The organism is Brevibacillus sp. BC25 (genome assembly GCF_000282075.1).
Classification (GTDB): Bacteria; Bacillota; Bacilli; order Brevibacillales; family Brevibacillaceae; genus Brevibacillus.
This window is the reverse complement of record NZ_AKIX01000130.1, coordinates 84,134-107,483: the sequence shown is the minus strand read 5'-3', so window position 1 is coordinate 107,483 and position 23,350 is coordinate 84,134. Positions and strand designations below refer to the sequence as shown.

Below are 23,350 nucleotides of genomic sequence, written 5' to 3'. Positions count from 1 at the left end.
TTCATTACACATGCAATAGATTTCATTCATATTAAAAATTATCAACGATTATGGCCGTAGAAAAAATGAACCCTTTTACAGGCCTATCTTTCCCCTATTGATTTTTTTTGATGAGATACGACACTTGTGTAAGCGGCGTATCCATTCCCAAATCACTACCAATTCCATCATTACGAAAATACCCAGGCGATCACCGACCTCGAAAAGCAATCGAAGTCGGTGTGCCTGGGTACGTGGTGAAGCAACAACTGCTTATTTTTTGGCGGATTTCGTTGACAAGGAATCGATGATGTTGCCGATAGTTGCAGCATCAAAGCTCTTCTCTGCCATCTGGTACAGCTCGTATGTGAATCCTTCATGCTCCCAAATCACGATTCCGTTGGCGAAATGTACCTTTTTCCCGCCAATGGTTTCGATCTTGACACCCTCTGTCGTGCTGATGCCGTTTTCGCCACCGTTTGAAATCAACAAGGAAATAAACTCTTTCTCTTTTTTATACTGAATCTCTACCATACGCTCGCCTTGAACGACCGTGTTCACATAGGAATAATGCTCTGCCAACCATGTCGGTGCGGGAAAGTCCATTTTGCTAGCTGCGCGTGCTTCTTCCACTGTCATCTGTGGGGGGGCCTTGCGTTCTATAGGTATCTCGATTTCTTGGGTATTGGACTGTGTAGCAGGTAGCTCTTTATCGTATTGGGTAATTTCCATGTTCCCAACCTGAAAGCGTGCCAAGATCGTCTGGAGCATTCCTTGGGCAAACGACGTAGTCGAGAATGCACCTAAAAGGCAAACAACAGCAACAGCACTAACTGTGGCAGCTTTCCATTTATTCATTTTCATATAGATCCCGTCCTTTTCATGTAGTTGTATATTTCCTGATTCCAATTTGAATTTCAGCCGATTGTATATGTTGGCTTTTGGAGTGGCGTCATCTAATTCCAGATCAGTAAGCAAGTCGGTGAGTTCATGAAAATCGTCTAGATCATGCTTACTCTTCATAACGGAAGCCCCCTTTTTGCAATTCCATCTGCAGCTTTTTCAAGCATCTGTATAGAACGACGCCAATATTTGAACCACTGACACCAAGAAGTTCGGCGATTTCTGCGTTTTTAAGACCAGCTGCATATTTCATGGCGATGATATTGCGTTCCTTGTCACTCAGCTTCGCCAGTGCTTGAAATAAGGCTTGATGATTGTCGTCGCGGATCACGATGTCCTCCGGTGACGACTTCGGCAAGACCAGATTCAGAATCGAATCCAATGAAAAGCTGATTCTTTTTTTCTGTGAGCGGAAGTAATCTGCCACTGCGTTTCGGGCGATCGCAAACAGCCAGACTTCAAAGTTTGATTTATCCGGTGAAAAGCTGCTATATTTTGAAATCACCATTTCAAACACATGGCTACATATTTCTTCTGCTGCGTAGTGATTGTTGATCCGATAGCAAATATATTTATAGACGCGCTTATAATAAGCACCATAAATTTGGGCAAATGCTTCGGTCGACATACTTTCTGCGTGCCTAGCGTTTTCTTCGTTTTGGCAGATGCCTGTGTTCACTTGGGCAATCTCCAACTACTTCCCCTCCCTTCTTGTTATCATAACAAATTGCGCAATTTGTCTGGTTTGTGAGCCTCACGATAGTTAATACGGAAAAAGTAGAATTGTATTAACAACCATTTTTAAAGAGCCGAGGAAATGACGTGTGGATACCCTACGAAGAAATAAGGAGGCCCCCGGAACTGCAAGCATGCGGATTCTACGAAATGACTGAAAAAAGCAGGCTGTCAACGAATGACATCCTGCTTTGGGTTCATTTATTTAGCCCAGTGCGGTGGACGCGTGAACGAAGGTGGTAGCTTGGTGCTTGCATCGCCCTTCGCCGCGTTGAGCTGAACCTGCGTGAGAAACAACGTCTCCGTCAAGTTCGCTCCGCTCACATCTGTATCGCGAAAATCTGCACCAATGAGGTCAGCTCCCCGCAAATCTGCTCCTCTCAAATCAGCAGCAATCAAATAAGCCCCGCGCAATTGAGCTCCTCGTAAATCAGCACCTTTGAGCTTGGCACCGATGAGATCAGCGCCTCGTCCATAGGTTTTTCCTTGCTTGCCCCCTTTGTACTTGGCAATCGCGTCCTTACGTACCAATTCACTTGTCTGCAACAATAGTTCATTAACTTTTGCTCGATGAAGAGTGATGTCCAGCTTCAGGATGTCCTCAGGACCGTGATCCGTCAGGCGCTGTGTCTCCTCCAACGCTTCCTTCAATGCAGGATGGAGGGACTGGGCAGCTTGCTGGGTCAACGCCTCCGTTATATACCAGAGCAGCTCATGAAGCTGCCACATGATCGGAAATACTTCGTACATTTGCTTCGCTGTTCCAGGTACTGCACGCCAATCTTGGCCGCCATAAGTGACTTGAGACACCTTTTGACCAGCTCCAAAACAATCGTAGACAGTACAACCACGAAAGCCTATCCCTCTCAGCTTTGTGTGAACACCACACCGGAAGTCTGCCTGTAAGTTACTACAGGGCTTGCCTGCGTCTTTATTGATGGCAAAATCAGAGGAAGCAGCAAAAGGCAATGCCACACAGCACAAGCCAAAGCAGCTTTCACAGTCACCTTGAAGATGACGGCGACTTTTATCGTCAGTTGATTGTATGTGTTCTTGATGCGTAGCCATAAATGATCCTCCTGGAAAAAAACACGATTCTCTCGCGTGTGGCGAATAGAATCGTGCTACTTTTAATTGAAGGCGATTTGAGATTCGATCAGGTAATTCCCAAAGACTTCGGCAAAGGCTTCTGCTGTATTATAGCCTTCTTCCAAGGTGTTGTTCGTACCACCGAATTCCAAAAGCAGGGCTCCCCCGGAAATGGACTGATTGTACACCCCGTTCCCTTGATTTGAACCTTTCAGGATAATCCCCCGCGACAAACCGGGATAAGAGGCTTCCAGACGGGCGTGCAACTCTTCCGCCAGCTTTTTGTTCGCCAGATGGTTCGGATTCGCTGTTCCGATTACAAACAGCATCCGGGAATAGGTTTTGCCATTGATCGTGATCGCTACCTTGCTGCGTGGCTCATCACTGTCCCGATGAATATCGAAAATGTACTGCAAGTGCGGACTGGTTGCAGCCGCTGCCGCTACAGCCTTGTACGATTCGGAATAAGACATCGAGTAGCTTTTATTTTGTTCCCTCAATCTCTGAGCGAAATCGTCCTGGCTCGCCAATGCCGAAATGCCTCTTGTTTGCAACAGCTCGCCCAGCCTTTTCCCCACAAGCGTGATGTTGATCTCAGGATCATCTACCGAGCTACCTTGTTGGTTCCGCGCTACATTTCGCCAAGACTCACGGTTATGGGTGTGATAGATATACACTTTCTCGTTTCCAATCATCCCACTGTTGTACTCGTACGTTGCTCCTGTCGGTGGCAAAGTACCAGCTGGTTGAATCTTCTCTACGATCCACCCTGCGATATAGGCGGTCGAATTGTCTGCCAGCCTGATGATGTACCAGTCTCCTACTGTTTGCACAACCGGGAATACTTGTCCGGGTTGAACGTTTCCGATGATGGCATGATCGGTTGAGGGACCGTTGCGGATGTTAGAATCAGGATTTTTGACGCGAACCTGTAGTTCTTGTACAGAGGGAGGCGTTGTTGTTGGCAAAGTCGCTGGTACCCCTGGTGTTGAACTCGGCAGTTGTGGAGCTGTCCCAGTCTGTTCCATTGGTTTAAAAATATAGGCATAGGTACCGTTGAAGTTGATGGTATACCAACCATTTGCATATCCGTAATAATTGATTGTCATCCCGCCATGGATTTCACCAATGACGGTACCAAGAATATCTGGCTGCGCATAAACTTCATAGCCTTCCGTCAATACGATTGTCCCTTGTTCGAATCCACTTCCTGTATTGGATGGGAGTACTGGAGGGGGCGGTGCTGGAATTGTTGTCGGATCTGGGATTTGTGCTGGTACCTGGGGTGGTTTTGACGCTGGTGCCGTTGTCTCCGTCAAGTAACTGGCTTTCACCCAGCCGTTCTTTTGATCAGACAGCTTAATTTGTGCCCATTCCCCTTGCTTTCTCGTTTGCAAAAACACACCGTTTTTGTCGATGATCTGCAAAATTTGTGCAGTGGCATTTGGTTCTGCCCGAACATTCAGCATGTCCACATTACTTTTGACATATTTGATCTGTGGAACTTCTATCATCTTCACATACTTATTATTGACCCATCCGGTATTGCCGTTCGGCAGCTTTACCTGAGTCCAATCTTTTTGCTGCTTGGTGATTGGCAACCGGGTCGCTTTTTTGAGTGTTGCGACGATCTGGGTAGTCGTACCTGGCTCGCTTCGAATATTTAACTGATCGACCGCCACGTCTACATGGGTGGCCGCTCGCGCAATGGACAGAGGCATCAGCAAAATCAAGAAGAAAACAGCTAGCAAGCTGACATTTACTCGTAAAAGCAAGTTCCTCGTTCCCCTCTGTTTTTTTCGTATTTTTGGAAAATCCAGCTAATAGAAAGAACTTCTCGATTCGTCCGCATATTCCTTCATGTTTTGACATCTTTTGCTCTCAAAACAGCAATATCGTCACGATCATTCTATCTCCTGAAAATAGTGACGTATTTGCTAGAAAAAAGTTACAGAAAAAAGGATGAAGCAAAAAGCTTCACCCTTTTTCTTTCGACTCTATTTCCTTCCTACCATTTCGCTGCCCAAGCTTCTATCTCCACTTTGAGCGAAGGGACAGCCAATGCCGGGACGTAAGACATGGTCATCGCTGGCGGTGTCCCCCCGTGGAACTTCTCCCACACCTGATTAAAATGCTTCCAATCCATTTCCTCGGTTGCCCATATATTGATTTTGATGATATGGTCCGCAGTTACTGACTCACTTTTAAAATTGCGCAGTATGTTCTGTAGCGTGTTTTCTACTTGTTCTTTCATATCTGTCGGTAACTCTCCGTGAAGGTCCATTCCTACTTGCCCAGAAAGCACGAGCAAATCGGCTCCTTTTGGAATGACCGTCAGATGTGTATAGGGTCCCATAGGCGGAGCAACTGTACTAGGATTTTTGCGCTGAACCTTGGACCTCACTTGATCGGTTTGCTCTTCTTTCACGATTGCCAGTGTTTGATGATCTTCCCACCGACCATTGATTTTCACGTTTTTCTTGGCAATCCCTTCCTTGTGAAAACCAGCTTTTAGCAGCACCTTGATCGAGCCTATATTATGCGGCATCACGCCTGCTTCCAAACGGTGAAGACCTAATGTATCGAAGGCATAGTCAACGACGAGCTTTACGGCTTCGGTCATGTAGCCTTTTCCATTATGCTCTTTGTCCAGGAAGTAGCCGATCCAGCAGCTTTGCAGATTCTCTCTTACGACCTCTGAAAGGATGACTTCCCCAATGATTTCATCCTGTCCTTTTTTCGCAATGACAAAGACGTACCCTCTATCTTCTTCTTTTAAAGCCATCGAGCTCTTGATCCTGACGATTTGCCCCTCCAGCGTGTAAAACGCCTCTTCTCTCGTCCCTGTGAAGTTTTGAAAAAAGTCTCTGTTTCTCACTTCAAGCTCCAAGAGGCTCTGTGCATCCGATTCCTGTACCAGTCTTACGTAAATGTTCTCTCCGATTCCTTGCATACAATCCATCTCCCTTTTTCGAAATAAAAAAACACCACAGGAAATCCTGCGGTGCTCAAAAAAGAAAACCACAGGAAGCGACCTGTGGCGTTTTTCCACTGTATCCTGATGAGTCCCACTACATCAAAGGATGGTCGCTATATCCGTTTTTGGACATACTTCTCCCGTGATTTCGCCAGATCAAAGAAAACAGCGGTGGAGTATCCGATTCCTTTTGGCAAAGACAGTAATGATCTTTTTTTCATGTGGATACCCTCCTTTCCGCTGTTTTTATGTGCATACAATTTCGATATAGAGACGGTCGTAGCAACAACCGTTACATTATTATCCATAAACTACTCCACAAGTATAGCGACAAATGACATTCGTGGCAACAGCATTAATGTCTCTTTTTGCCGTTTCGCCAAATTGAAATATTGCACATAGTCCCCCAAACCGGAAAACCTCCTCTCGCATACCTTATCCCGTCCATAGCCTTTGATAAAATTCGCCGTCTTACTCCACCGAAGAGGAATAGATTCATTTTTTTGTGGAACAATGAAAAGGAGAGAAGATTGTCATCATTCATAATCCGATTGCAAGAAAGAAGGGAGCTACCTTTATGACGATTCAACGTTTTGTTCGGGAGTCGCGTACGTTCAAAGCAAGCCATGTGCTGCCTCCGGATACGAACAATCACAATACGCTGTTCGGCGGCAGGCTGATGGCGCATATCGACGATGTTGCTGCGATCTCTGCCATGAAGCATGCACGTGGGCCAGTCGTGACAGCCTCCACAGATTCCGTCGACTTTTTGCAGCCGATCCGGGTGGACAATGAGGTTGCACTCGAAGCCTTCGTCACATGGACGCATAACACGTCGATGGAGGTTTTTGTTAAAATTGTTGCGGAGGATTTGCTAACGGGCGTTCGATGCGTCTGTGCCACATCATTTCTCTCATTTGTAGCGATTGGCGAGGATGGGCGGCCTACCCCTGTGCCCAAGATCGTGCCGGAGACGGAAGAGGAAGTATTCCTGCACAATGGTGCTGACGAGCGAGCTGCTGCACGAAAAATCAGGCGCAAGGATAACAAGCATCTCGCGGATATGCTCGGAACAAGACGTCCGTGGGAGCCTTTACTGAACACCCCGTAACGCCAAAAAGTCCCCTTACCTTTTACAGGCAGGGGACTTTTTGCTGTAGCTTCATACCTTCAGCCAACAGCTTTTTAGACAACGCACAAACGATAGTGTAGAAAATCATCCGGTGTTTCCGACTCCATGTCATAGTGCTCGAATCCATTTTTCAGCAACACTTTTTGCGAGGAGATGTTATCCGGTGTTGTTTTCGCACAGATCATTCTGACATTCAAGTGGGGAACATGCCCCTCTAAAAAGACCTTCAGTGCCTGCGAAGCTACGCCTTTACCAGCGGTATCTTCCCCGACTCGATAGCCGAGATGTCCAATTCCTTCGTCTTTTTCGATGTCTACCAAATTAATTCTTCCCAAGATGTCACCTTGGCTGTTTTTGATGAGGCCAAAAAACGAGATTCCTTGCGCCTGCTCGTCGAGCAAGGCTTGCAGACCTCGTAAAAAATGGTCATATTGGTAGTAAGCGTCTCCCCGACTGGGAACCGATTTTTCAAAAAAGGCGCGATTGCGCACTTCAAATTGAAATAGGCTGGCTGCATCTTGTATGCTTAATTTTTCGATCGTAATCATCATTCGAAAGCAATCCTTTCTTGAATCGAGGTAGATTTATTATGGCTGTCGCTTATTTAGAAGAAGGTACGTTTATCGCCTTTATTGCCTTTACGATATTTTTCCTGGTCGCTTACAAGCTCGATCAGATTTCGTTTGTCTCGTTCATTGTCTCCTTGGCGGTCACAGCTTGCGTTCACGCTGCCTTCTATGTGTTAATTGTAAAATATTGGCCATTTTTTTAATAGCACAAAAAAAGGCGCAGGATTATCACCCGCGCCTGTACGTTTATCCACTCATAGCTTCGCTTCATAGGCCGCAAGTAATTGAGCCGCCTGCTTGTTGTACTGGTTGACCAAGCCTTGAATGGCTTTCTGCCACTCAGCTTGTGGGAGCGGCACTGGCAGTTGATTGGCCGGCTTGCCGTTCACGATTAGTGCTGTTGTGAGCATTTGCTGTTGTGCGTCACTGAGTGAAGTCGTCGTTAACACCTTTGGCTTGAGCACTTTTTTTCCTTTCAGGGAACGCATGAGCTCTGTCATCAAGATGTGCTGATACTCCGCGTATAAATTCATCGTCATGTAGTAGCTCATTCCCTCTCGCACCGGCACAATTCCCCGCTTCTGTGCCCACTCCAACACCTGTGGCGTCGTCATCGCTTGACTTGTTTTGCCTGTCGCCATGACATAAGCCACTCGGAACATATCTTCGTCGCTCATGACAGAACGATTCTCATCGGCTTTAACGATACCCTTGGACACCAGTTCTGAAAGTACCGCCTGCTTACCTGCATCCTTCGGCAGATTTAAATAAAGCGCCAGATTGGCAAAAAAATGGCTCTCGCTGTTGCCACCAGCTGGCCAGCTATACGGTTTGCCGAAATCGATCAGCTCAAGCGGGCGTTGTCGCATCGTATCCGAGTAGGCCGAAAACGATTGGAAAGTGATCGGACTATAGGAGACCACTGGTTTTTTCGTCAGGAATCTTGTCGCAAACTGCTCTTGCCCACCTTGAATGAGATAACCGAACTGGTCTTTGGTTGTGAATACATAAGGCGTCTGATCGTCTGCCTTACTCCACACTTGTGGGAATACTTTGCTTCTTGGCAAAATCGCCTCATATTTGGCCGCTGTCAGCACCTTTCCTTCCAGCGACATAAGGCCGTACAATCCCGTCTTCTTGTCCTGATAGGCAATGGCACCCGTCTTAAGATCATATAAGTGCATGTACTTCATGGACTGATAATCGCCCGTGCTTAGGCGGAGCAACTGGGGTGAATAGACATCCCATCCTGTACTTGACTGAATCAATACCCGATCAAAATTAGATTCCGTGTGAAAACCTTTCACGCTAGTGAGCTTGCTTGCGAGCTGGTTCCCTTCTTGCGCCCATACATCCAATGTGCCGTCCAACCGTGCTGTCATCGCGATCTTTTGATTTTGTACAATCGTTTCGTTTGCATCCCGATACACAAAATCGCTCAAGACCTGGAGCTGCCCGCCATCGACCTTAATCATCGCCATTCCGACATTCTCCGCTCTCACACCCATCGTGTATACGGAATCAGCTGCTTTGATCAAGGTAAGAGGCGGTCTATCGTTGCCTGACTTCCACATCGCGACTTTGATCTCCGTAGTCAACAGCTTGCCATCATGGGTATAAAGATCCGCCCAATCGTGATCTATTGCAACGATAAGATTGGTATCGGAATCCATGTAGACAGATCGGTAGAGCTTGCTGATCGGTTGGTTCGTCTTGCGGTCCACGATCATAACGCCTTTTCCCGGCTCATACTTTTTCGTCAAATCATCGGACAACGGTATTGGATTTCCGGTTTCTACCGGTTTCCCGACGGAGTTGTATCGCAGCACCTTTCCATCCGGCTCAGTCACCAGCACCTGACTCGATGCTTCCTCATAGCGAATGACTCGATTCTCAACAGGAGCCAAAACCAAGCCTTCATTTTCAGAATAAAGTCCGATTTTGTTTCCGTCCTTGATGCTAAGCATGCTGTAGCTGCCCAATGTCACATACGAGTCGAACCAAAACTCAGGCTCCTTGACTTCTTTATCCCAGCCTGGGAGGATTGCTTTTTTCCCGTCGCTGCGGACGAGCAAGCGTGCGGCTGGAGGACCTTCTACCGAAGAATAAGTGAACGGTATGACCGTTCCTCCCCCAACCTGGACGACTCCGTACAGATTAGACTTAGGGTCCTGTCCCAACACATAGCTGCCATGCAAAAACTGGGCACCTTTTTTCAATGGATGTGACGTACCTTTGGATCTAGAATGATAAGTAATGACATCTCCAGAAACCGTGTAGTACACATCCGTATTTTGCTCGATCGCCACTTCTTTATATATGGGCTCTGCTAGCATCCGTCCGTCCTTCCACAGCCCTTGTCCTTTGGGCCCAATCACCTGAAAGTATCCGTTATTCCAAATATAAATCGAGGTGTATTTGGGCTCGAGTACATACTTGCCATTGCGATCAATCAAGCCTTCTTTTCCACCGGATCGCACCTTGAGATATGCAGTGTCAGGACCGCCTTCGTTTGGAATCAGTTCTGCTTTTGGCAGCGCGAACAGCTTTTTGCCGGAAGCAGGATCGTACATGATGAGCTCTTTTGGAGTAGTCGCGACGAAATAACGCACATTTTCCGCCTCTTTATTTTCCGTCTGATCAGGAGCAACGAGTTCAACCATCGACAGCTTGCCTGCAACTGGTGGAATCAGCACCTTTCCATCTACATGGAGCACCATGGATGATTTCCCCAAGAACATAATCGCCATCCCCTGCTCTTTGGACAAATAATAAGGATGCGCCCCAGCAAACTTCAAGGTCGACAGCTTGTGCGTCTTCAAATCGATATATTGGAACCAGCCGCCTTTTTGAACAATGGCGATATTTTTGGAATCGGGAATGTCGACATTATCCCAAATCGCGGGAGTTATTTCTTTCCCTGTCCGCGCGTCGAGAATTCCTTTTTTACCGCCCTTTGTTACGATCATGTTTTTGGAAGTTAGCTCAAAATCATCATAAATGGCCTGGGTGACCAGCTTGTTACCGTCCGTAAAACCGATCTTGTAGTCTGTTATATACGGCTGAATCTGGGAAAACGTAGCCGCATGGACAGAAGAAGTCCACGCACTTACCCCGAGTATGAGCGCGGTAACCAGACTCACGGTTTTTGTTTTTATGTTCATTGGTGATTAGCCTCCCTTGGCAAACATTCCCTTCCTTTGACGCTTCGTGGGGTGAAATAGTTTCGTTGCACTTTTTCAAACAACTGGAACCTTTTCTTTCAATCAACTCGCTTTTAAGCGTGCTATAATTGTTCACACCGACGCAGTATAATCATCGTATACGGATGGGAGTGCTTATAAGAGCACTTGGAAAGGATGTTCCCATGAATTTCTTTGCTGCCGCCTTGCAAAAGCCGGATGTAAGACGATTTGGGATTTTGGCGTTATTTTGTTTGTTGCTTTACTCCTTGGGAAGTATGCTGAACATGGTTTTGCTAACCTTTTTAGTTACCTATTTAATGAATCGGCTGCATCACTACCTCACGCGACTCGCTCACAAAGTCGTGCCGATCCATCCCAAGCTGATTCTCATTTTTCTCTATATGTTGCTAACGTTCTTTCTCATTGTGGGTGGGATGAAAGCCATTCCGGCGCTTATTCACCAAACCGGACAATTGTTCCATGTCATCGAGCAAGTGTACCACCAAAATCAGCACAATGAGTTTGCCCCTTATCTGATGTCTGTTGTTGGGAAGCTAGATATGAAGGGCATCGTTCAAGGCAGTCTTGATTTTCTCGCAGTGGTCAGAAACGTTGGGTTCAATGTCTTTCTGGCGATTATTTTGAGCCTGTTTTTCCTACTCGGCAAAGACAATGTCGTTACGTTTACCGCTCAATTTCGCACGAGCAAATTATCCTGGCTATATAACGAAATCGCCTACTTCAGTCAAAAATTCATCCTGACCTTTGGAAAAGTAATCGAAACACAGCTGTTAATCGCCTTATTCAATACAACCTTCACCGTCATCGGCCTATGGATCATGGGCTTTCCGAATCTTTTGGGACTCGCGATCATGGTCTTCATACTGGGGCTCATTCCGGTTGCAGGTGTCGCCATTTCATTGATTCCGCTCAGTGCCATCGCCTTCAGTGTCGGTGGTATCGCAACTGTCGTCTATTTGCTCATTTTTATCATGGTGATTCACGCGCTTGAGGCATATGTGTTGAATCCTCGCTTGATGGCAACGAAGACTCACTTGCCGATTTTCTACACGTTTATCGTTCTGATCTTTTCCGAACATTTCTTTGGAGTATGGGGACTGATTGTTGGAATTCCGTCCTTTGTTTTCTTGCTGGACATCTTAGAAGTGAAGAAAATGGAACAACCCCCTACCAAAAATAGATCCGTTCCAAAGGATGTACGAGATGTACAAGTCAACACGTGACATGATGGACATAGAGAAGGAGCCCCTCGTGAAAAGGGCTCCTTTTTACTTCTACTTGCCTTCAAACCATTTGATCAAAGCTTGCGTGCCACTATCTGCCTCGCCATTTGCTGCCAATTCTTCATAGAGCGATTTGGAGAGCGCGAGTCCTGGTGTCATTAGCCCCATTTCCTCCGCTGCTTCCAATGCGATTCCCATGTCCTTGATAAAATGTTTAACGTAAAAGCCAGGTGCGAAGTTGCCCGCGATCATGCGCGGTGCCAGATTCGACAGCGACCAGCTGCCTGCGGCACCCGCTGCAATGCTCGTCAGCACTTTCTCTGGGTCCAGACCTGCTTTTTTCGCATACGCAATCGCTTCACACACACCAATCATGTTCGTGGCAATACAAATTTGGTTGCACATTTTGGTATGCTGACCTGCACCTGGTCCACCCTGCAAGACGACGTTTGTCCCCATGATCGTAAACACAGGCTCCATCGCATCAAATACTTCCTGATCGCCTCCGACCATGATGGTCAGGCGCGCTTCCCGCGCTCCCACATCTCCACCGGAGACAGGCGCATCCAGGGAATACAGCTCATGCTTTTTGGCTTCCTCATAAATATGTTTCGCCAGCGACGGCTTCGATGTCGTCATATCGATCAAATAAGTGCCTGGCTTCGCATTTGCCACAATTCCGTCCGCGCCGAGATACACTTCCTCGACATCAGATGGGTAGCCGACCATTGTGATGATCACGTTTGCCTCTTTTGCCAGCTCACTGACATGTTCCTTCCAAATCGCACCTGCTGCCAGCAAATCTGCCGCTTTTTCCTTTGTACGCGTGTACACCAGCACTGTATATCCTGCTTGCAGAAAATGGTTTGCCATGCTTTTCCCCATGACACCCGTTCCTACAAATCCAATGATTCTTTCACTTACAGGCAAAGTCATGTGAACCACTCCTTCGTTTCTCTCTTTCCTATTATCTCGACAATTGTACTTCTCGAATCTATCCGAATATTCCTGCTACACGTCTTCTGTGTTTAACTGGGAAAAAGGACATATGTCCTTTTTTTTCGCGCGCAAATGCCTTTTACTAGAGAGGGTATAACCTGCAAGCAAACTAGCAGGAGGCATGTTACATGAAAGAACTTCACGACCGTACACTTTTGCATGCGCTGGTACAAAATAGTCCCTTGCCCGATATTTTTGATGTCATTACCCTCCATGAAATGCGCCTGTATCAGGCTGAAAAGGGTGACATCCTCTGTTCGAAGGGCGATCAGCTTCACCATATGTACTTCATTCTGAAGGGAAAAATCAAAATTTTCACGACGCTCCCTAACGGAAAATCTTTGCTGCTACGCTTTAACAATCCACTCGCGATTATCGGAGACGTCGAGTATGTCACACAATGCGAGGTCCGCAATACGGTTGAGTTTGTCCATCGAAGTCTCGTGGTCAGTCTCCCCTTTCACGTTTTGCAGGAAAACTACCAGAACCACCCACCTTTTTTGCAATTCATTCTACATAAAATCAGTCACAAGCTGCAAACATCATCGAACTCAACCAGCCTGAACCTGTTGTATCCCGTTGAAAATCGCTTTGCCAGCTATTTGCTCTCCACGTTGTCCAACGATACGGGATCGACCGCTTCCGAGGAGCTAAAGACGGCGAAGCTGACGGAGGTTGCCGAGTTGTTGGGTACCAGCTACCGACATTTGAATCGGGTCATCCGTGATCGAACGCAAAAAAAGCGCACTGATTATCAAGGATCGAGAAAAAATCAGTGAGCTTGCGAGCGGAAACATCTATGAGTAATCAACCAGATAGGAGGTCATATTGTGCAAGGCATTCTCTTTTCGTTACTCGCTGGCGTTTTTATTTGTCTGCAAAGCGTGTTCAATGCGCAGGCTAGTACAAAGCTCGGACTGTGGCAAACCAATGCGATTGTTCACGCCGTAGGTTTTCTTGTATCGTTCGCGATCTTTCTTTACGTTCGTGATGGCGATTGGAAAAGCATCGGGGAAGTGAACAAGGTGTATTTGCTAGGAGGCGTTTTCGGAGCGATCATCGTTTTTAGTGTGATGAAAGGCATTACCGCCATCGGCCCTGCTTACGCCGTATCGATTCTGCTCATCTCACAATTGCTCGTCGCTCTCCTCATTGATTCTCTCGGCCTGTTCGGCGTGCAAAAGGTTCCGATCACCTTGAACAAAATCATCGGAATCGGCATCATGATCGCAGGCGTAGTCGTTTTCAAACTCAAATAAAAAAGGAGGGCATGATCGCCCTCCTCTACAGAATCAATTGCTCCGGATTCAGCTCCAGTAGCGCCTCATGCACAAACCTTCCGTCTTTTCGAATGAGTACATCGTCAAACCAGATTTCGCCGCCACCATATTCCGGACGCTGAATGCAGATCAAGTCCCAATGAATCGCGCTGCGGTTGCCGTTATCCGCCTGATCATAGGCACGGCCCGGTGTGAGATGGAAGCTACCCGCGATTTTTTCATCAAACAAAGTATCGCCCATCGGGTGCAAAATGTACGGGTTAAACGCAATGGCGAATTCACCGATGTAGCGTGCACCTTCATCCGTGTCTAATATTTCCATGAGCTTGTCTGTATGGTTAGCGTAGGCCTCGACAATCTTTCCTTCCCGAAAAGTAAACCGGACGTTTTCAAACGTCGTGCCTTTGAAATTGCTGGGCGTATTGTAGCTGATCGTCCCGTGAATCGAGTCGCGCACGGGAGAGGTATACACTTCGCCATCGGGAATGTTTCGTTTGCCTACCGCTGTCCGCGTCCCAATCCCTTTGATCGAAAACGTCAGGTCTGTCCCCGGTCCGACGATGCGCACCTTGTCCGTTTTGTCCATGAGGTCGTACAACGGCTGGCACGCTTCAGCCATTTTCCGATAATCGAGTGAACATACGTTGAAATAAAAATCTTCAAACGCTTCTGTCGTCATGTTGGCCTTTTGAGCAAGGGCCGAGGTCGGGTAATTAATGCGCAGTCCTGTAACTTGATTGTCGATATGATGGAAAATGGAATTATACGCTTCTGCGTACAGACGGTACTTCTCCTGCGGAACATCCTTCATCTCACTGTCATTTGTCTCGCCATGAATTCCGATATAGCCTTGCATGCCAAACCACATGTCCTTTTCCCACTGAACGGTCTGGGCAAGCTGCTCTTCCGTTAGCCCTTTCAACCATTCCCGCTGGACCTTCGGCCGGACAAAGCGCAGGTGAGGATACGCTCCCTTCGCATACAGGCGCTTCACCAATTCCATTGCCAGCGCTTCTCCTTCATCCACGACCATGATCATAATATGCTGTTTGGCTTGCACATCCAGGCTGTACGAAATTAAGTTGTCGGCTATTTTTCCTAGTCTTTCATCTCTCATCCGTCACGCGTCCTTTCCAGATTATCATTACCCTTCCAGCATAGCGTGCGTTTGTCAGAGGAATATCATCGAAAAAAACTTGATCCCACTGTTGTGGTCGGGAGAAGCCCTGCCACATGTTTTCCAGTCGCCTATATCCTCTCTTCGTTCGGGCGGTCTCCTTCCAAACATGTGACAGTGCTTCCGGACAGCAGTAAATTCCTTCGTGTTATTAAAACGTTTTGCAAGTTAACGCAAGGAAGCTTGTGGAAGTTAATTCAGTTGAAATAGAACATCTTAGAACCACTTTCAATGAATGAACGAATAGCTACGTAGGAAGAAGCGAATTTCCAGTCCAAGCGCCTCTGGAGCCCAACCTAGCGTAGGAATAAATGGCGGGGAATTTAAGCTTCACTTATGAAATACTTCCTCGAAACTTCTACGTTTGAAGCGCTCCCGCCATTTATTCCGAAGCGGACAGTCTTACCTCCCCTTGCAGGGCGGAGGCCGAAGCGTAGACTGGAAATTCGCTTCTTCCTCCCACTACAGCTCCTGCAAAAAGTAAAAAGCGATGCTAATACACCGCTTCTCCATGATTCACTTTCCTAACCGCTTGTGCTGGACATCTTCCAAACGCTGACTGATCCTGGCGAGTACAAAGGCGATGATGACCGAGAATATCACAATGCCGTAAAATCCGGCACCGATCCCTATGCCAATTCCTCCAGCGAAAAAGATCATGGCTGCGGAGGTCAGTCCTTTTACTTTCAAGCCGTCCTTCAAGATGACGCCTGCTCCCAAAAAGCCAAGACCTGTGACAATCTGTGCAGCCAAGCGCATCGGGTCCATCATCGTTCCGTTGCCAGGCGCGCTGTATAGCTTTGTGCTGTAAATAGAAACGAGTGTGATGAGCGTGCAGGCTACCGACACATACATGTACGTTTTCAGCCCGGCAGGCTTATTTCTATGCGAGCGATCCCACCCGATAAACAAACCGAGAATCGCGCTCACCACTACCCTCACATACATTTCCAAGTCATACTGCACATACAACCATTGTAGAGTCTCCATCCTAGTCACCTTCTTATAGCGATAGAGACATGATATGTGCAGACTAGAAAAATAGACCGGCTTTTTCTAAACCTTACTTCCTTTCAATCTTCACTTCTGGCCCGACAAAGACTTCAAATAACCGTTCCCAAGGAAGCTTGATCTCCCTATCCGTTAATTCGACGATTTCGCCTTCAAACGTATTCTTGCCTCGCTTCCCAATAACCAGCGATTGATTGGCAAAGTAGTTTTCGTACCATTCTTCCGTATGTGGTGTCAGTGCATCTCTCACAAAATCATTGACTTCGTCGTAATCATCTCCGAGATTCCATTCATTCCCATTCAACTCTTTTACGAGATTGCGTGCTTCTGCCATGACTTCATTTCGGTAATGATGGTCATTTACAAACGATGACAAGAGCAGATTGATATGGGTTTTTGCCGCATCCACCGTTAAGGGCACACCGAACTGATTTCCTTTTTCCAAAAAGGCTGATCGTTGCAATGCCTGTCCCAACGCGCTTCCCATGTTATTTCCCGCCGTTCCCCATGCCGTGTAGGCGAAAAGTTCTGGCAGCTTTACTTCTTCTTGTAGTCGCTCGATCAGCTCAGGGTCAGCTTTGTTTGTAATCGTAACGTCTGTAATGGCGACCTGCTTTCCTTCCTCCAGAAGATCATTGATTTCTTCGACGAACTCATCCAGGTCTTCGCGTCTCTCTGCGTTGCTCTGTCCTTTTTTCTTCGGTGAATTAATCATTAATACGATATCTGCATCGTCTTCATCCCGAACTGGTTTGCCGCCTGCTGCGATGATATGTTTCTCGACATTTACATCAAAGGTCGTGTCTTCAAACGGCGCCGTCCACTCACTGCCGTCTATACCCGAATACTCGACTGCTACTTTTGGATGGATGCGCATTTCGTTCAAGGCGAATCGGCTCAACAAGACGGTTCCTACTTCGTCCGCTCCAGGGAAAATCGCCACACGATCCTCTACATCCAGCTCCTTTGCTTTTTTGACCAAAGTCTCCCGCTCTGCCCGGTGAAGACCATGGGGAGCAGCGTCATCCTGAGCCAGCACTAAATAATCAATGGTCCCATCCTCTACCCAATCAATCATCAAGGAGTTAATCTTGTGGTTACGTTCGCGGGCATTCAAGTAATCTTCCAGCACAGACTCAGGAATCTCCCTTTCCAGCTGATCGAGTCGATCCTTTTTTTCTATCATGCCGAGGTTGTGCACTTCATCGTATAAAATGGCCCATTCTCTGATTTGCTCATAGTACTTCAATGTTTCGGGATCAGTCGCCGTCACCGCCAGGCGTTGAATTGTATCGAAGACGTAGATCGGCTTTTTGGAATGTTTGTCTCTCAGTCTCTTAATGGCTTCGATATTTGATAGGGCATCTTCATAGGACTGTTGATCAGTACGGGACGCAACCAGTCCGCCATATGCCAGCATGCTGACAGAGATGACCGAGCCGTCCACTTTGCTTGCTTGTTTGATCAGCCAATCGCCAATTTCTTCCCCATCGCCCGGCGTCATAAAGTGACCGAGCATGTCTTCATCCGGCATAATCGCCTCCACCCCGCCTGCCCGTGCTGACATTTGCGGAAAATACGTGTTGACCGGACGATCATCAAGGGGGACAAGGGCGACTTTGGCAATTGGCTTTGGTGACGCTTTTTTCGCCGCAACTGTACTCGTCTGCGTAAATGGAACCATGCCTGTTACTAGTGCTGCCATAGCCAGTGTTGAAATGACAACGCGCAACTTTTTCATAGATCCAATCTCCTTTCAAAATGAAAAGGTTTAATCGAGGACGGCATTCGCTAGACGCAATTGTTCCTGTAATTTCGCCACGTGAATCAAACGCGGAATGGTCTTGTCGTGAAAGGCAATGGCCGCTGCTGTACCTGCTGCTTGCCCTGTAGCCATACAGCTCGGGGTAAGCCTGGTCGTAGCCAGCGCCTCATGTGTCGTAGAGATACAACGCCCCGCCGCAAGCAAGTTGTCGATGGATTGAGCGATTAGACAGCGATACGGAATGTCATAAGCGCCCTCCCCTTCAATATCTGCAGCCACTACGCCTTTGCCAGAAGGATCGTGAATGTCAACCGGATAGCCGCTTCGTGCAATGACATCCGGAACACGCCTGCCCGCGACCACGTCTTCGATCGTCAAGCTGTACTCCCCGACGATTCTGCGCGTCTCACGGATGCCAATTTGCGTTCCGACTGCGGAGACGGACGCTTTCGCAAAACCGGGGACTCTGTTTTTCAAAAATTCAGACATCAACAACACTTGACGTCTCCCTTCTTCCTCCGCTTCCGTCAAATCCTCGACATCTGTTCCATCCAGCCCCTGCACCCGCGTGCAATTGATCAGAACTTCATCGCTCTCGGGACCTGTGAAAAACAGAACTTGATCCCGATTAATCGGAACACCTGACACCTTCCAATGCGTATAAAAGCCTTGGACACCCGTCAGTGGAATGGACGGCAACTGTGCAAACGGCGTCTTGTGATAAAACTCATCTGGATGGTCAAGCATGTACTGCTTCACCTGCTCCAGATCGACTCCGCGCATGCGAAACTTCATGGTCATCGGCTGTGTCAGCCCATCTGCATCTCGCCCTTTACTCGTCGGCGCTCCCGATAAATAAGCGATATCTGCATCTCCTGTCGCATCGACGAACACTTTGGCCTTGATCTCATACTTGCCTGATTTACTGGTGAGCGTAACAGAAGTAATCTCTGTCCCTTCTACATTCACCTGATCGACAAAGCTATGGACAAACAGCTTGACGCCCGCTTCCTTGAGCATTTCCACAGCTACCAGCTTGTAAATTTCCGGATGATACGGCGTGACTGTACTGACGAATCCTACCGTATCCTGCAAATGTCCAGGCGATCCCCCCTTTTCTTGCAAGCGGTCGACGATTTCCTGTGCAATTCCTTTGATGACTTGCTCGCCTTTCTCCGTATGAAACGTCATCCACGGATAAACGAGCGCAATCGTCGACATCCCTCCGAGAAAGCCGTAACGCTCGATCAGGATCGTTTTGGCTCCCAATCGTCCGCTGGCGAGAGCGGCACTAATTCCTGCCGGTCCCCCGCCTACCACGACTACATCTGCTTCCACTACTCGATCCATCTGCACTCACTCCTTGTTGAACTTGAACTTCCTTTACATCCATGCTTCCTCTAGTCTTTGAGGCCTGTCATCGATACACCCTCGATAAACTGCTTCTGGGCGAAAAAGAACACGATCAAAAGCGGCAAGGTCGCCATGACGGACGCACTCATCAGATGATGCCAAGCTGTCCCTACTTCATCGGTAAACAAGGACAAAGCGAGTGGCAGCGTCATCAGCTCTCTGTCGTTGATGAAAATGAGCGGATCGTAAAACTCGTTCCAGCTCGTCAAAAACGTAAAAATCGTCAGCGTAGCGATGGCTGGCTTCGCCAGTGGCAGCATGATGCTCCAGTAAATCCGCCAACGCGAGCAGCCATCAATCATCGCCGCCTCCTCCAGTTCTTTTGGAATCCCGAGGAAAAACTGGCGCATGACGAACACACCAAAAATTCCGCCTGCCCCGAAAATGGGAAGCACGATCAGAGGCACATGCGTATTGATAAACCCAAGCATGCGCATGAACAAAAACATCGGAATCGACGTCACTTCATGCGGGATCATCATTGTCGACAACAGCACCAGAAAGACGATATTGCGTCCACGAAACGGAATGCGGGCAAACGCATAGCCCGCAATCGAGGCAAATAATACCGTTCCAACCGTGACCAGAATCGCAATGTACAGGCTGTTCCAATAGAACAAATGAAACGGCGTATTCGCCAAAACCTCCGTGTAGTTCTCTAAACGGATCGACGAAGGGATAAACTCTGGCGGAAAGACGAATATTTTGGCCGGCTCTTTTAACGATGTAGAAAGCATCCACAAAAAAGGCACCAGCATCAGAAGGGAGATCGCTCCTAACGCTACATAGTGACCGCCAATTCCCAATAACTTGCCCGCTTGTAATCCGTGGTGATTACTCTTCATGGAACACCCACCTTTTTCTAAACTGCCACTGCAAGAGCGTAAACACTAAAATGATAAAGAACAGCACAAAGGCAAGTGCAGACGCATAGCCGAATTCAAAGTTTTTGAAGGCACGCTCCCATATGTAATAGACGAGCACCTTTGTACTGTTATCTGGCCCACCCTGGGTCATGACGTAAATCTGCCCAAACACCTTGAGCGAGCCGATGATCGTCAACAACGTAGTTAAAAAAATCGTCGGACTGATCATCGGGATCGTAATCTGAAACAATTGACGCGTCCGACTGGCTCCATCAATGCGCGCCGCCTCGTATAAGTGAACAGGCACCTGCTGTAAGGCAGCGATGAACAGAACCATGTTTAAGCCCACATTTTTCAGGACACTCGTCACGATCACCACTGGCATCGCCAGCTTTGGATTGTAAAGCCATGAGGGACCTGTAATCCCGAACATCTGCAAGATTTGATTGATAAACCCTGTGTCTGTCGCAAACAAATACTTCCACACAATCGCCCAGACAATCAGTGATGTCATGACCGGCACAAAAATGGCTGTTCGGAAAATCCCGATCCCCGGCAGCTTACGCACGAGCAGTAAGGCCAACCCCAACGCCAATACGATGTTCAGGGGGACGAGACCAGCAGAGAACGTAAAGGTATTGCCCAAGACCGTCCAAAATTCGGCATCCTGAAAGATCGCTCTGTAATTTTCCAAACCAATAAATTCGGCTTCCCCTAGTAACGGCCAATCCGTAAAGCTCATGTACAGCGCGAGCAAAAGCGGACCAAGCAACAGCACCACAAACCCGATGGCCATCGGGCTGATAAACAGCCATCCTGTCAGATTGGCTTCCCGGTTGAAGGATTTTTTCCTTGTGCCACTTGTTCTCTTGTCAGGAGAGAGCGGGACATTCAACTTGCTCTCCATACGATCCCTCCTTAGTTGTCAATCGCATTCCGCAGTGCATGGATGGAACGGCGCATTTCATCCTCTGTCCTCCCGATCGCCATCGCTCCAGCTAACAGGACACGAACCCCCGTTTCCCGCAGAGCTTCTATATCCTCCGCCACAATTTTTCGCTGTGTCGGGACGATGATCGGGATGCCTGCCTTTTCTACGATGTACCGATAGGTGAGCAGGTCGGCAAACGTAAGCCTCGTGCCATACTCACTCCCCGGAACAATCGACGCCTCCAATGCGGTCATGGGAAAATGCTTTACGGCTTCCAATCGGGACAAGTCAAACTGATCATTGATGGCAAACGTACTCGCCACCCCTTCGATTTTCAAAAGGGACGCAGGCAAATGATGGCCATAGATGGAGATGAAGTCGATTCCCAGCGAATCGAACTGCTTGATTTCCTCGGGATGGAGTTCCTCCATTGACCCGCCCGGAACAATGCCAATCGGCCCTGCGAACTGGCTGCGTATCGTTTGGAGAAAGTCCGTATATTCAGCCAGAGGACCGAACCGGTTGCCACTGGCACGATGGTACACATTGATGTGCATCTTCAAGCCATCTGCGCCTTCCTCCATCGCTGCTCTGGCCAAGGTCTCATCGTTTTGCGGGAGACTGACCATCAGCAGAAACGGCTTCTCTTCCAGTGCTTGTCGAAAACGATTCATCGTAACCCCCCTCTCAAGTCACAACGGCCTGTATCCCAGACCGTTGTGGCGAGCTTACTTTTTCAGGATCGGATTGACTTTCTCTTCCAGCGACTTCACGATATCCGCAGGCTGTGCCGTTTGGCCGAATAATTGATCAAAACCAGCCAGTATCGCAGTGTCGATTTTTTGCCAGTCCACATGGCCTGGTTGCAGGTGTGCCTTAGGCATTTCATCGATAACCGCCTGCTTGATGTGTGCAGGGTCAGGATTGCCTGGAACATTCAAAAACGGATCAGAATTCAGCACAGACAAGCGCGGCGGTACAAAGTAAGTCGAGGTCTCCTGAACACCCTGCTCACTCGCGAGGAACTTAAGGAATAGCTTGGTCTCCTCCAAATGCTTCGTTCCTTTGAAAATCGAATACCCTGCCTGACCGAGCATCGGTGCCGAGCCTTTTGAACCCGCTGGCATCGGAGCGATGTCCCACTTGAAGTCCTTGATCGTCCGCGCCTTCGAAACGTAGCTGTACACATCAAAGAACATGCCGATTTTGCCTGATTCAAAGCTGACTTGCTCACCCGCCTTCGGATGCGACCCATTTGAAAACATCATCCGTTGGAGCATGCTGAGTGTCTCCACCCCGTATTGGTCATTCCACGTGAACTGATTCATTTCTTTGTTGAACGGGCCGCTGCCATTTGACCACGAATAGGAAGACAGGATGATCCACGTTTTCCAATCGCGGAAGAAGTTGGCCCCGTAGATTTTACTCGCCCCGGTTCCGCTCGAAATCGCCTGAGACGACTTTTCGAATTCCTCCCACGTCCATTTTCCTTCTTTCGCTAGGTCGTTCGGCGATTTCAAGCCTGCCTTGTCAAACAAGTCTTTGTTGTAAAACATCACGGTAGGCGGGGTAGAAAACGGCAGTCCGTACAATTTGTCGTCTTTTTGGAACAGCTCAAGCGTCGACGGAATAAAGTCGTCCAGCTTAAAAGCAGCGTCGTTCTTTACATCCGAGACATCTTCCAAAATCCCATTTTCCATAAACTGCGGCACCATTCGCTCAGACACCCAACCGATGTCAGGTAGCTCTTGACCAGCAGCCAGCACCGTCACCTTTTGCTGGTAATCGGGGAATGGCACAGATTCCAGCTTCACTTTGATGGTCGGGTTTTGTTGCGTAAATTTTTCAGAGAGCTTCGTATACAGGTCCAGGTGGGCTTGGTTTCCCCATGTTAAAAACGTAAGCTCGACTGCTTCTTTCTTGCCCGCTGCGGAGTCACCGGGAGTCGTTGCGGTGTTGCTGCACCCAAATGTAAACGCTGTCAAAGCAGTAGACAATGCCAACAGGAATGCCTTTTTCATGGCGTACCTCCTTATCTGATTTCCCTGTCACCAGTATAAAATTGATCGAATAGTAAGATAAATCACGCGAGATT

Annotated in this window: 21 protein-coding genes; 5 read left to right on the top strand and 16 right to left on the bottom strand. The window is 47.9% G+C overall.

Annotated elements, in window-relative coordinates:
- Positions 1-252: 252 nt before the first annotated feature.
- The 5 genes from PMI05_RS28845 to PMI05_RS28825 form a co-directional block, all read right to left on the bottom strand.
- Positions 253-1,002, bottom strand: a complete 750-nt coding sequence (locus tag PMI05_RS28845) for a hypothetical protein (RefSeq protein WP_007729682.1) — start codon at positions 1,000-1,002, stop codon at positions 253-255.
- Entirely contained in the window at positions 992-1,576 is a 585-nt protein-coding gene (locus PMI05_RS28840; RefSeq protein WP_007729680.1) for a sigma-70 family RNA polymerase sigma factor, read from the bottom strand. The genes PMI05_RS28845 and PMI05_RS28840 overlap by 11 nt, the downstream gene beginning before the upstream one ends.
- A gap of 242 nt (positions 1,577-1,818) precedes the next feature.
- Positions 1,819-2,685 (bottom strand): pentapeptide repeat-containing protein, encoded by an 867-nt coding sequence (locus PMI05_RS28835; RefSeq protein WP_007729678.1) that lies wholly within the window; start codon positions 2,683-2,685, stop codon positions 1,819-1,821.
- A 62-nt stretch (positions 2,686-2,747) separates the two neighbouring features.
- Positions 2,748-4,481, bottom strand: a complete 1,734-nt coding sequence (spoIIP, locus tag PMI05_RS28830) for a stage II sporulation protein P (protein ID WP_007729676.1) — start codon at positions 4,479-4,481, stop codon at positions 2,748-2,750.
- 233 nt (positions 4,482-4,714) lie between these two features.
- Positions 4,715-5,659, bottom strand: coding sequence for a GNAT family N-acetyltransferase (locus PMI05_RS28825; protein ID WP_007729674.1), 945 nt, complete (start codon positions 5,657-5,659; stop codon positions 4,715-4,717).
- Positions 5,660-6,260: 601 nt separating this feature from the next.
- Between PMI05_RS28825 and PMI05_RS28820 the strand changes: the two genes are divergently transcribed.
- The gene (locus tag PMI05_RS28820; protein ID WP_007729671.1) at positions 6,261-6,794 is read left to right on the top strand and encodes an acyl-CoA thioesterase; all 534 of its coding nucleotides are present in this window, start codon (positions 6,261-6,263) and stop codon (positions 6,792-6,794) included.
- A 74-nt stretch (positions 6,795-6,868) separates the two neighbouring features.
- Here the strand turns inward: PMI05_RS28820 and PMI05_RS28815 are convergent, their stop codons facing one another.
- Positions 6,869-7,366, bottom strand: a complete 498-nt coding sequence (locus PMI05_RS28815) for a GNAT family N-acetyltransferase (protein ID WP_007729669.1) — start codon at positions 7,364-7,366, stop codon at positions 6,869-6,871.
- 38 nt (positions 7,367-7,404) lie between these two features.
- Here PMI05_RS28815 and PMI05_RS28810 point away from each other — a divergent pair, with 38 nt between their 5' ends.
- Positions 7,405-7,587, top strand: a complete 183-nt coding sequence (locus PMI05_RS28810; RefSeq protein WP_007729666.1) for a hypothetical protein — start codon at positions 7,405-7,407, stop codon at positions 7,585-7,587.
- Positions 7,588-7,638: 51 nt separating this feature from the next.
- Here PMI05_RS28810 and PMI05_RS28805 read toward each other — a convergent pair whose 3' ends face one another.
- Positions 7,639-10,548 carry a WG repeat-containing protein gene (locus PMI05_RS28805; protein ID WP_007729663.1) on the bottom strand — a complete coding sequence of 970 codons (2,910 nt, stop codon included), beginning with the start codon at positions 10,546-10,548 and terminating at the stop codon, positions 7,639-7,641.
- A 203-nt stretch (positions 10,549-10,751) separates the two neighbouring features.
- Between PMI05_RS28805 and PMI05_RS28800 the strand changes: the two genes are divergently transcribed.
- Positions 10,752-11,813, top strand: a complete 1,062-nt coding sequence (locus tag PMI05_RS28800; RefSeq protein WP_007729662.1) for an AI-2E family transporter — start codon at positions 10,752-10,754, stop codon at positions 11,811-11,813.
- 51 nt (positions 11,814-11,864) lie between these two features.
- On the opposite strand, the gene PMI05_RS28795 is transcribed toward PMI05_RS28800, so the two are convergent.
- Positions 11,865-12,749: an NAD(P)-dependent oxidoreductase gene (locus PMI05_RS28795; RefSeq protein WP_007729660.1), complete on the bottom strand. Its 885-nt coding sequence runs from the start codon at positions 12,747-12,749 to the stop codon at positions 11,865-11,867.
- 191 nt (positions 12,750-12,940) lie between these two features.
- Here PMI05_RS28795 and PMI05_RS28790 point away from each other — a divergent pair, with 191 nt between their 5' ends.
- Together PMI05_RS28790 and PMI05_RS28785 are read left to right on the top strand one after the other, a co-directional pair.
- Positions 12,941-13,591 carry a cyclic nucleotide-binding domain-containing protein gene (locus PMI05_RS28790; protein WP_007729658.1) on the top strand — a complete coding sequence of 217 codons (651 nt, stop codon included), beginning with the start codon at positions 12,941-12,943 and terminating at the stop codon, positions 13,589-13,591.
- 51 nt (positions 13,592-13,642) lie between these two features.
- Positions 13,643-14,071, top strand: a complete 429-nt coding sequence (locus PMI05_RS28785; protein ID WP_007729656.1) for a DMT family transporter — start codon at positions 13,643-13,645, stop codon at positions 14,069-14,071.
- Between the two features lie 25 nt (positions 14,072-14,096).
- Here PMI05_RS28785 and PMI05_RS28780 read toward each other — a convergent pair whose 3' ends face one another.
- The 8 genes from PMI05_RS28780 to PMI05_RS28745 form a co-directional block, all read right to left on the bottom strand.
- Entirely contained in the window at positions 14,097-15,209 is a 1,113-nt protein-coding gene (locus tag PMI05_RS28780) for an aminopeptidase (protein ID WP_007729654.1), read from the bottom strand.
- 576 nt (positions 15,210-15,785) lie between these two features.
- Entirely contained in the window at positions 15,786-16,259 is a 474-nt protein-coding gene (locus PMI05_RS28775) for an MgtC/SapB family protein (protein ID WP_007729652.1), read from the bottom strand.
- A gap of 73 nt (positions 16,260-16,332) precedes the next feature.
- Positions 16,333-18,021 carry a DUF4127 family protein gene (locus PMI05_RS28770; RefSeq protein ID WP_007729650.1) on the bottom strand — a complete coding sequence of 563 codons (1,689 nt, stop codon included), beginning with the start codon at positions 18,019-18,021 and terminating at the stop codon, positions 16,333-16,335.
- A gap of 30 nt (positions 18,022-18,051) precedes the next feature.
- Positions 18,052-19,395 (bottom strand): FAD-dependent oxidoreductase, encoded by a 1,344-nt coding sequence (locus tag PMI05_RS28765; RefSeq protein ID WP_007729648.1) that lies wholly within the window; start codon positions 19,393-19,395, stop codon positions 18,052-18,054.
- 50 nt (positions 19,396-19,445) lie between these two features.
- Positions 19,446-20,303 carry a carbohydrate ABC transporter permease gene (locus PMI05_RS28760; protein ID WP_007729646.1) on the bottom strand — a complete coding sequence of 286 codons (858 nt, stop codon included), beginning with the start codon at positions 20,301-20,303 and terminating at the stop codon, positions 19,446-19,448.
- Positions 20,293-21,231: a carbohydrate ABC transporter permease gene (locus PMI05_RS28755; RefSeq protein ID WP_007729644.1), complete on the bottom strand. Its 939-nt coding sequence runs from the start codon at positions 21,229-21,231 to the stop codon at positions 20,293-20,295. The genes PMI05_RS28760 and PMI05_RS28755 overlap by 11 nt, the downstream gene beginning before the upstream one ends.
- Before the next feature lie 11 nt (positions 21,232-21,242).
- Positions 21,243-21,929, bottom strand: coding sequence for a hypothetical protein (locus PMI05_RS28750; RefSeq protein WP_007729642.1), 687 nt, complete (start codon positions 21,927-21,929; stop codon positions 21,243-21,245).
- Between the two features lie 54 nt (positions 21,930-21,983).
- Positions 21,984-23,276 (bottom strand): sugar ABC transporter substrate-binding protein, encoded by a 1,293-nt coding sequence (locus tag PMI05_RS28745; RefSeq protein ID WP_007729639.1) that lies wholly within the window; start codon positions 23,274-23,276, stop codon positions 21,984-21,986.
- Between the last annotated feature and the right edge of the window lie 74 nt (positions 23,277-23,350).

What these genes read in the sequence shown, in the direction of transcription:
- PMI05_RS28845 (WP_007729682.1), bottom strand. Translation starts at nt 1,002, where the DNA reads ATGAAGAGTAAGCATGATCTAGACGATTTTCATGAACTCACCGACTTG.
- PMI05_RS28835 (WP_007729678.1), bottom strand. Translation starts at nt 2,685, where the DNA reads ATGGCTACGCATCAAGAACACATACAATCAACTGACGATAAAAGTCGC.
- PMI05_RS28825 (WP_007729674.1), bottom strand. Translation starts at nt 5,659, where the DNA reads ATGCAAGGAATCGGAGAGAACATTTACGTAAGACTGGTACAGGAATCG.
- PMI05_RS28820 (WP_007729671.1), top strand. Translation starts at nt 6,261, where the DNA reads ATGACGATTCAACGTTTTGTTCGGGAGTCGCGTACGTTCAAAGCAAGC.
- PMI05_RS28815 (WP_007729669.1), bottom strand. Translation starts at nt 7,366, where the DNA reads ATGATGATTACGATCGAAAAATTAAGCATACAAGATGCAGCCAGCCTA.
- PMI05_RS28810 (WP_007729666.1), top strand. Translation starts at nt 7,405, where the DNA reads ATGGCTGTCGCTTATTTAGAAGAAGGTACGTTTATCGCCTTTATTGCC.
- PMI05_RS28805 (WP_007729663.1), bottom strand. Translation starts at nt 10,548, where the DNA reads ATGAACATAAAAACAAAAACCGTGAGTCTGGTTACCGCGCTCATACTC.
- PMI05_RS28800 (WP_007729662.1), top strand. Translation starts at nt 10,752, where the DNA reads ATGAATTTCTTTGCTGCCGCCTTGCAAAAGCCGGATGTAAGACGATTT.
- PMI05_RS28795 (WP_007729660.1), bottom strand. Translation starts at nt 12,749, where the DNA reads ATGACTTTGCCTGTAAGTGAAAGAATCATTGGATTTGTAGGAACGGGT.
- PMI05_RS28790 (WP_007729658.1), top strand. Translation starts at nt 12,941, where the DNA reads ATGAAAGAACTTCACGACCGTACACTTTTGCATGCGCTGGTACAAAAT.
- PMI05_RS28780 (WP_007729654.1), bottom strand. Translation starts at nt 15,209, where the DNA reads ATGAGAGATGAAAGACTAGGAAAAATAGCCGACAACTTAATTTCGTAC.
- PMI05_RS28775 (WP_007729652.1), bottom strand. Translation starts at nt 16,259, where the DNA reads ATGGAGACTCTACAATGGTTGTATGTGCAGTATGACTTGGAAATGTAT.
- PMI05_RS28770 (WP_007729650.1), bottom strand. Translation starts at nt 18,021, where the DNA reads ATGAAAAAGTTGCGCGTTGTCATTTCAACACTGGCTATGGCAGCACTA.
- PMI05_RS28765 (WP_007729648.1), bottom strand. Translation starts at nt 19,395, where the DNA reads ATGGATCGAGTAGTGGAAGCAGATGTAGTCGTGGTAGGCGGGGGACCG.
- PMI05_RS28760 (WP_007729646.1), bottom strand. Translation starts at nt 20,303, where the DNA reads ATGAAGAGTAATCACCACGGATTACAAGCGGGCAAGTTATTGGGAATT.
- PMI05_RS28755 (WP_007729644.1), bottom strand. Translation starts at nt 21,231, where the DNA reads ATGGAGAGCAAGTTGAATGTCCCGCTCTCTCCTGACAAGAGAACAAGT.
- PMI05_RS28750 (WP_007729642.1), bottom strand. Translation starts at nt 21,929, where the DNA reads ATGAATCGTTTTCGACAAGCACTGGAAGAGAAGCCGTTTCTGCTGATG.
- PMI05_RS28745 (WP_007729639.1), bottom strand. Translation starts at nt 23,276, where the DNA reads ATGAAAAAGGCATTCCTGTTGGCATTGTCTACTGCTTTGACAGCGTTT.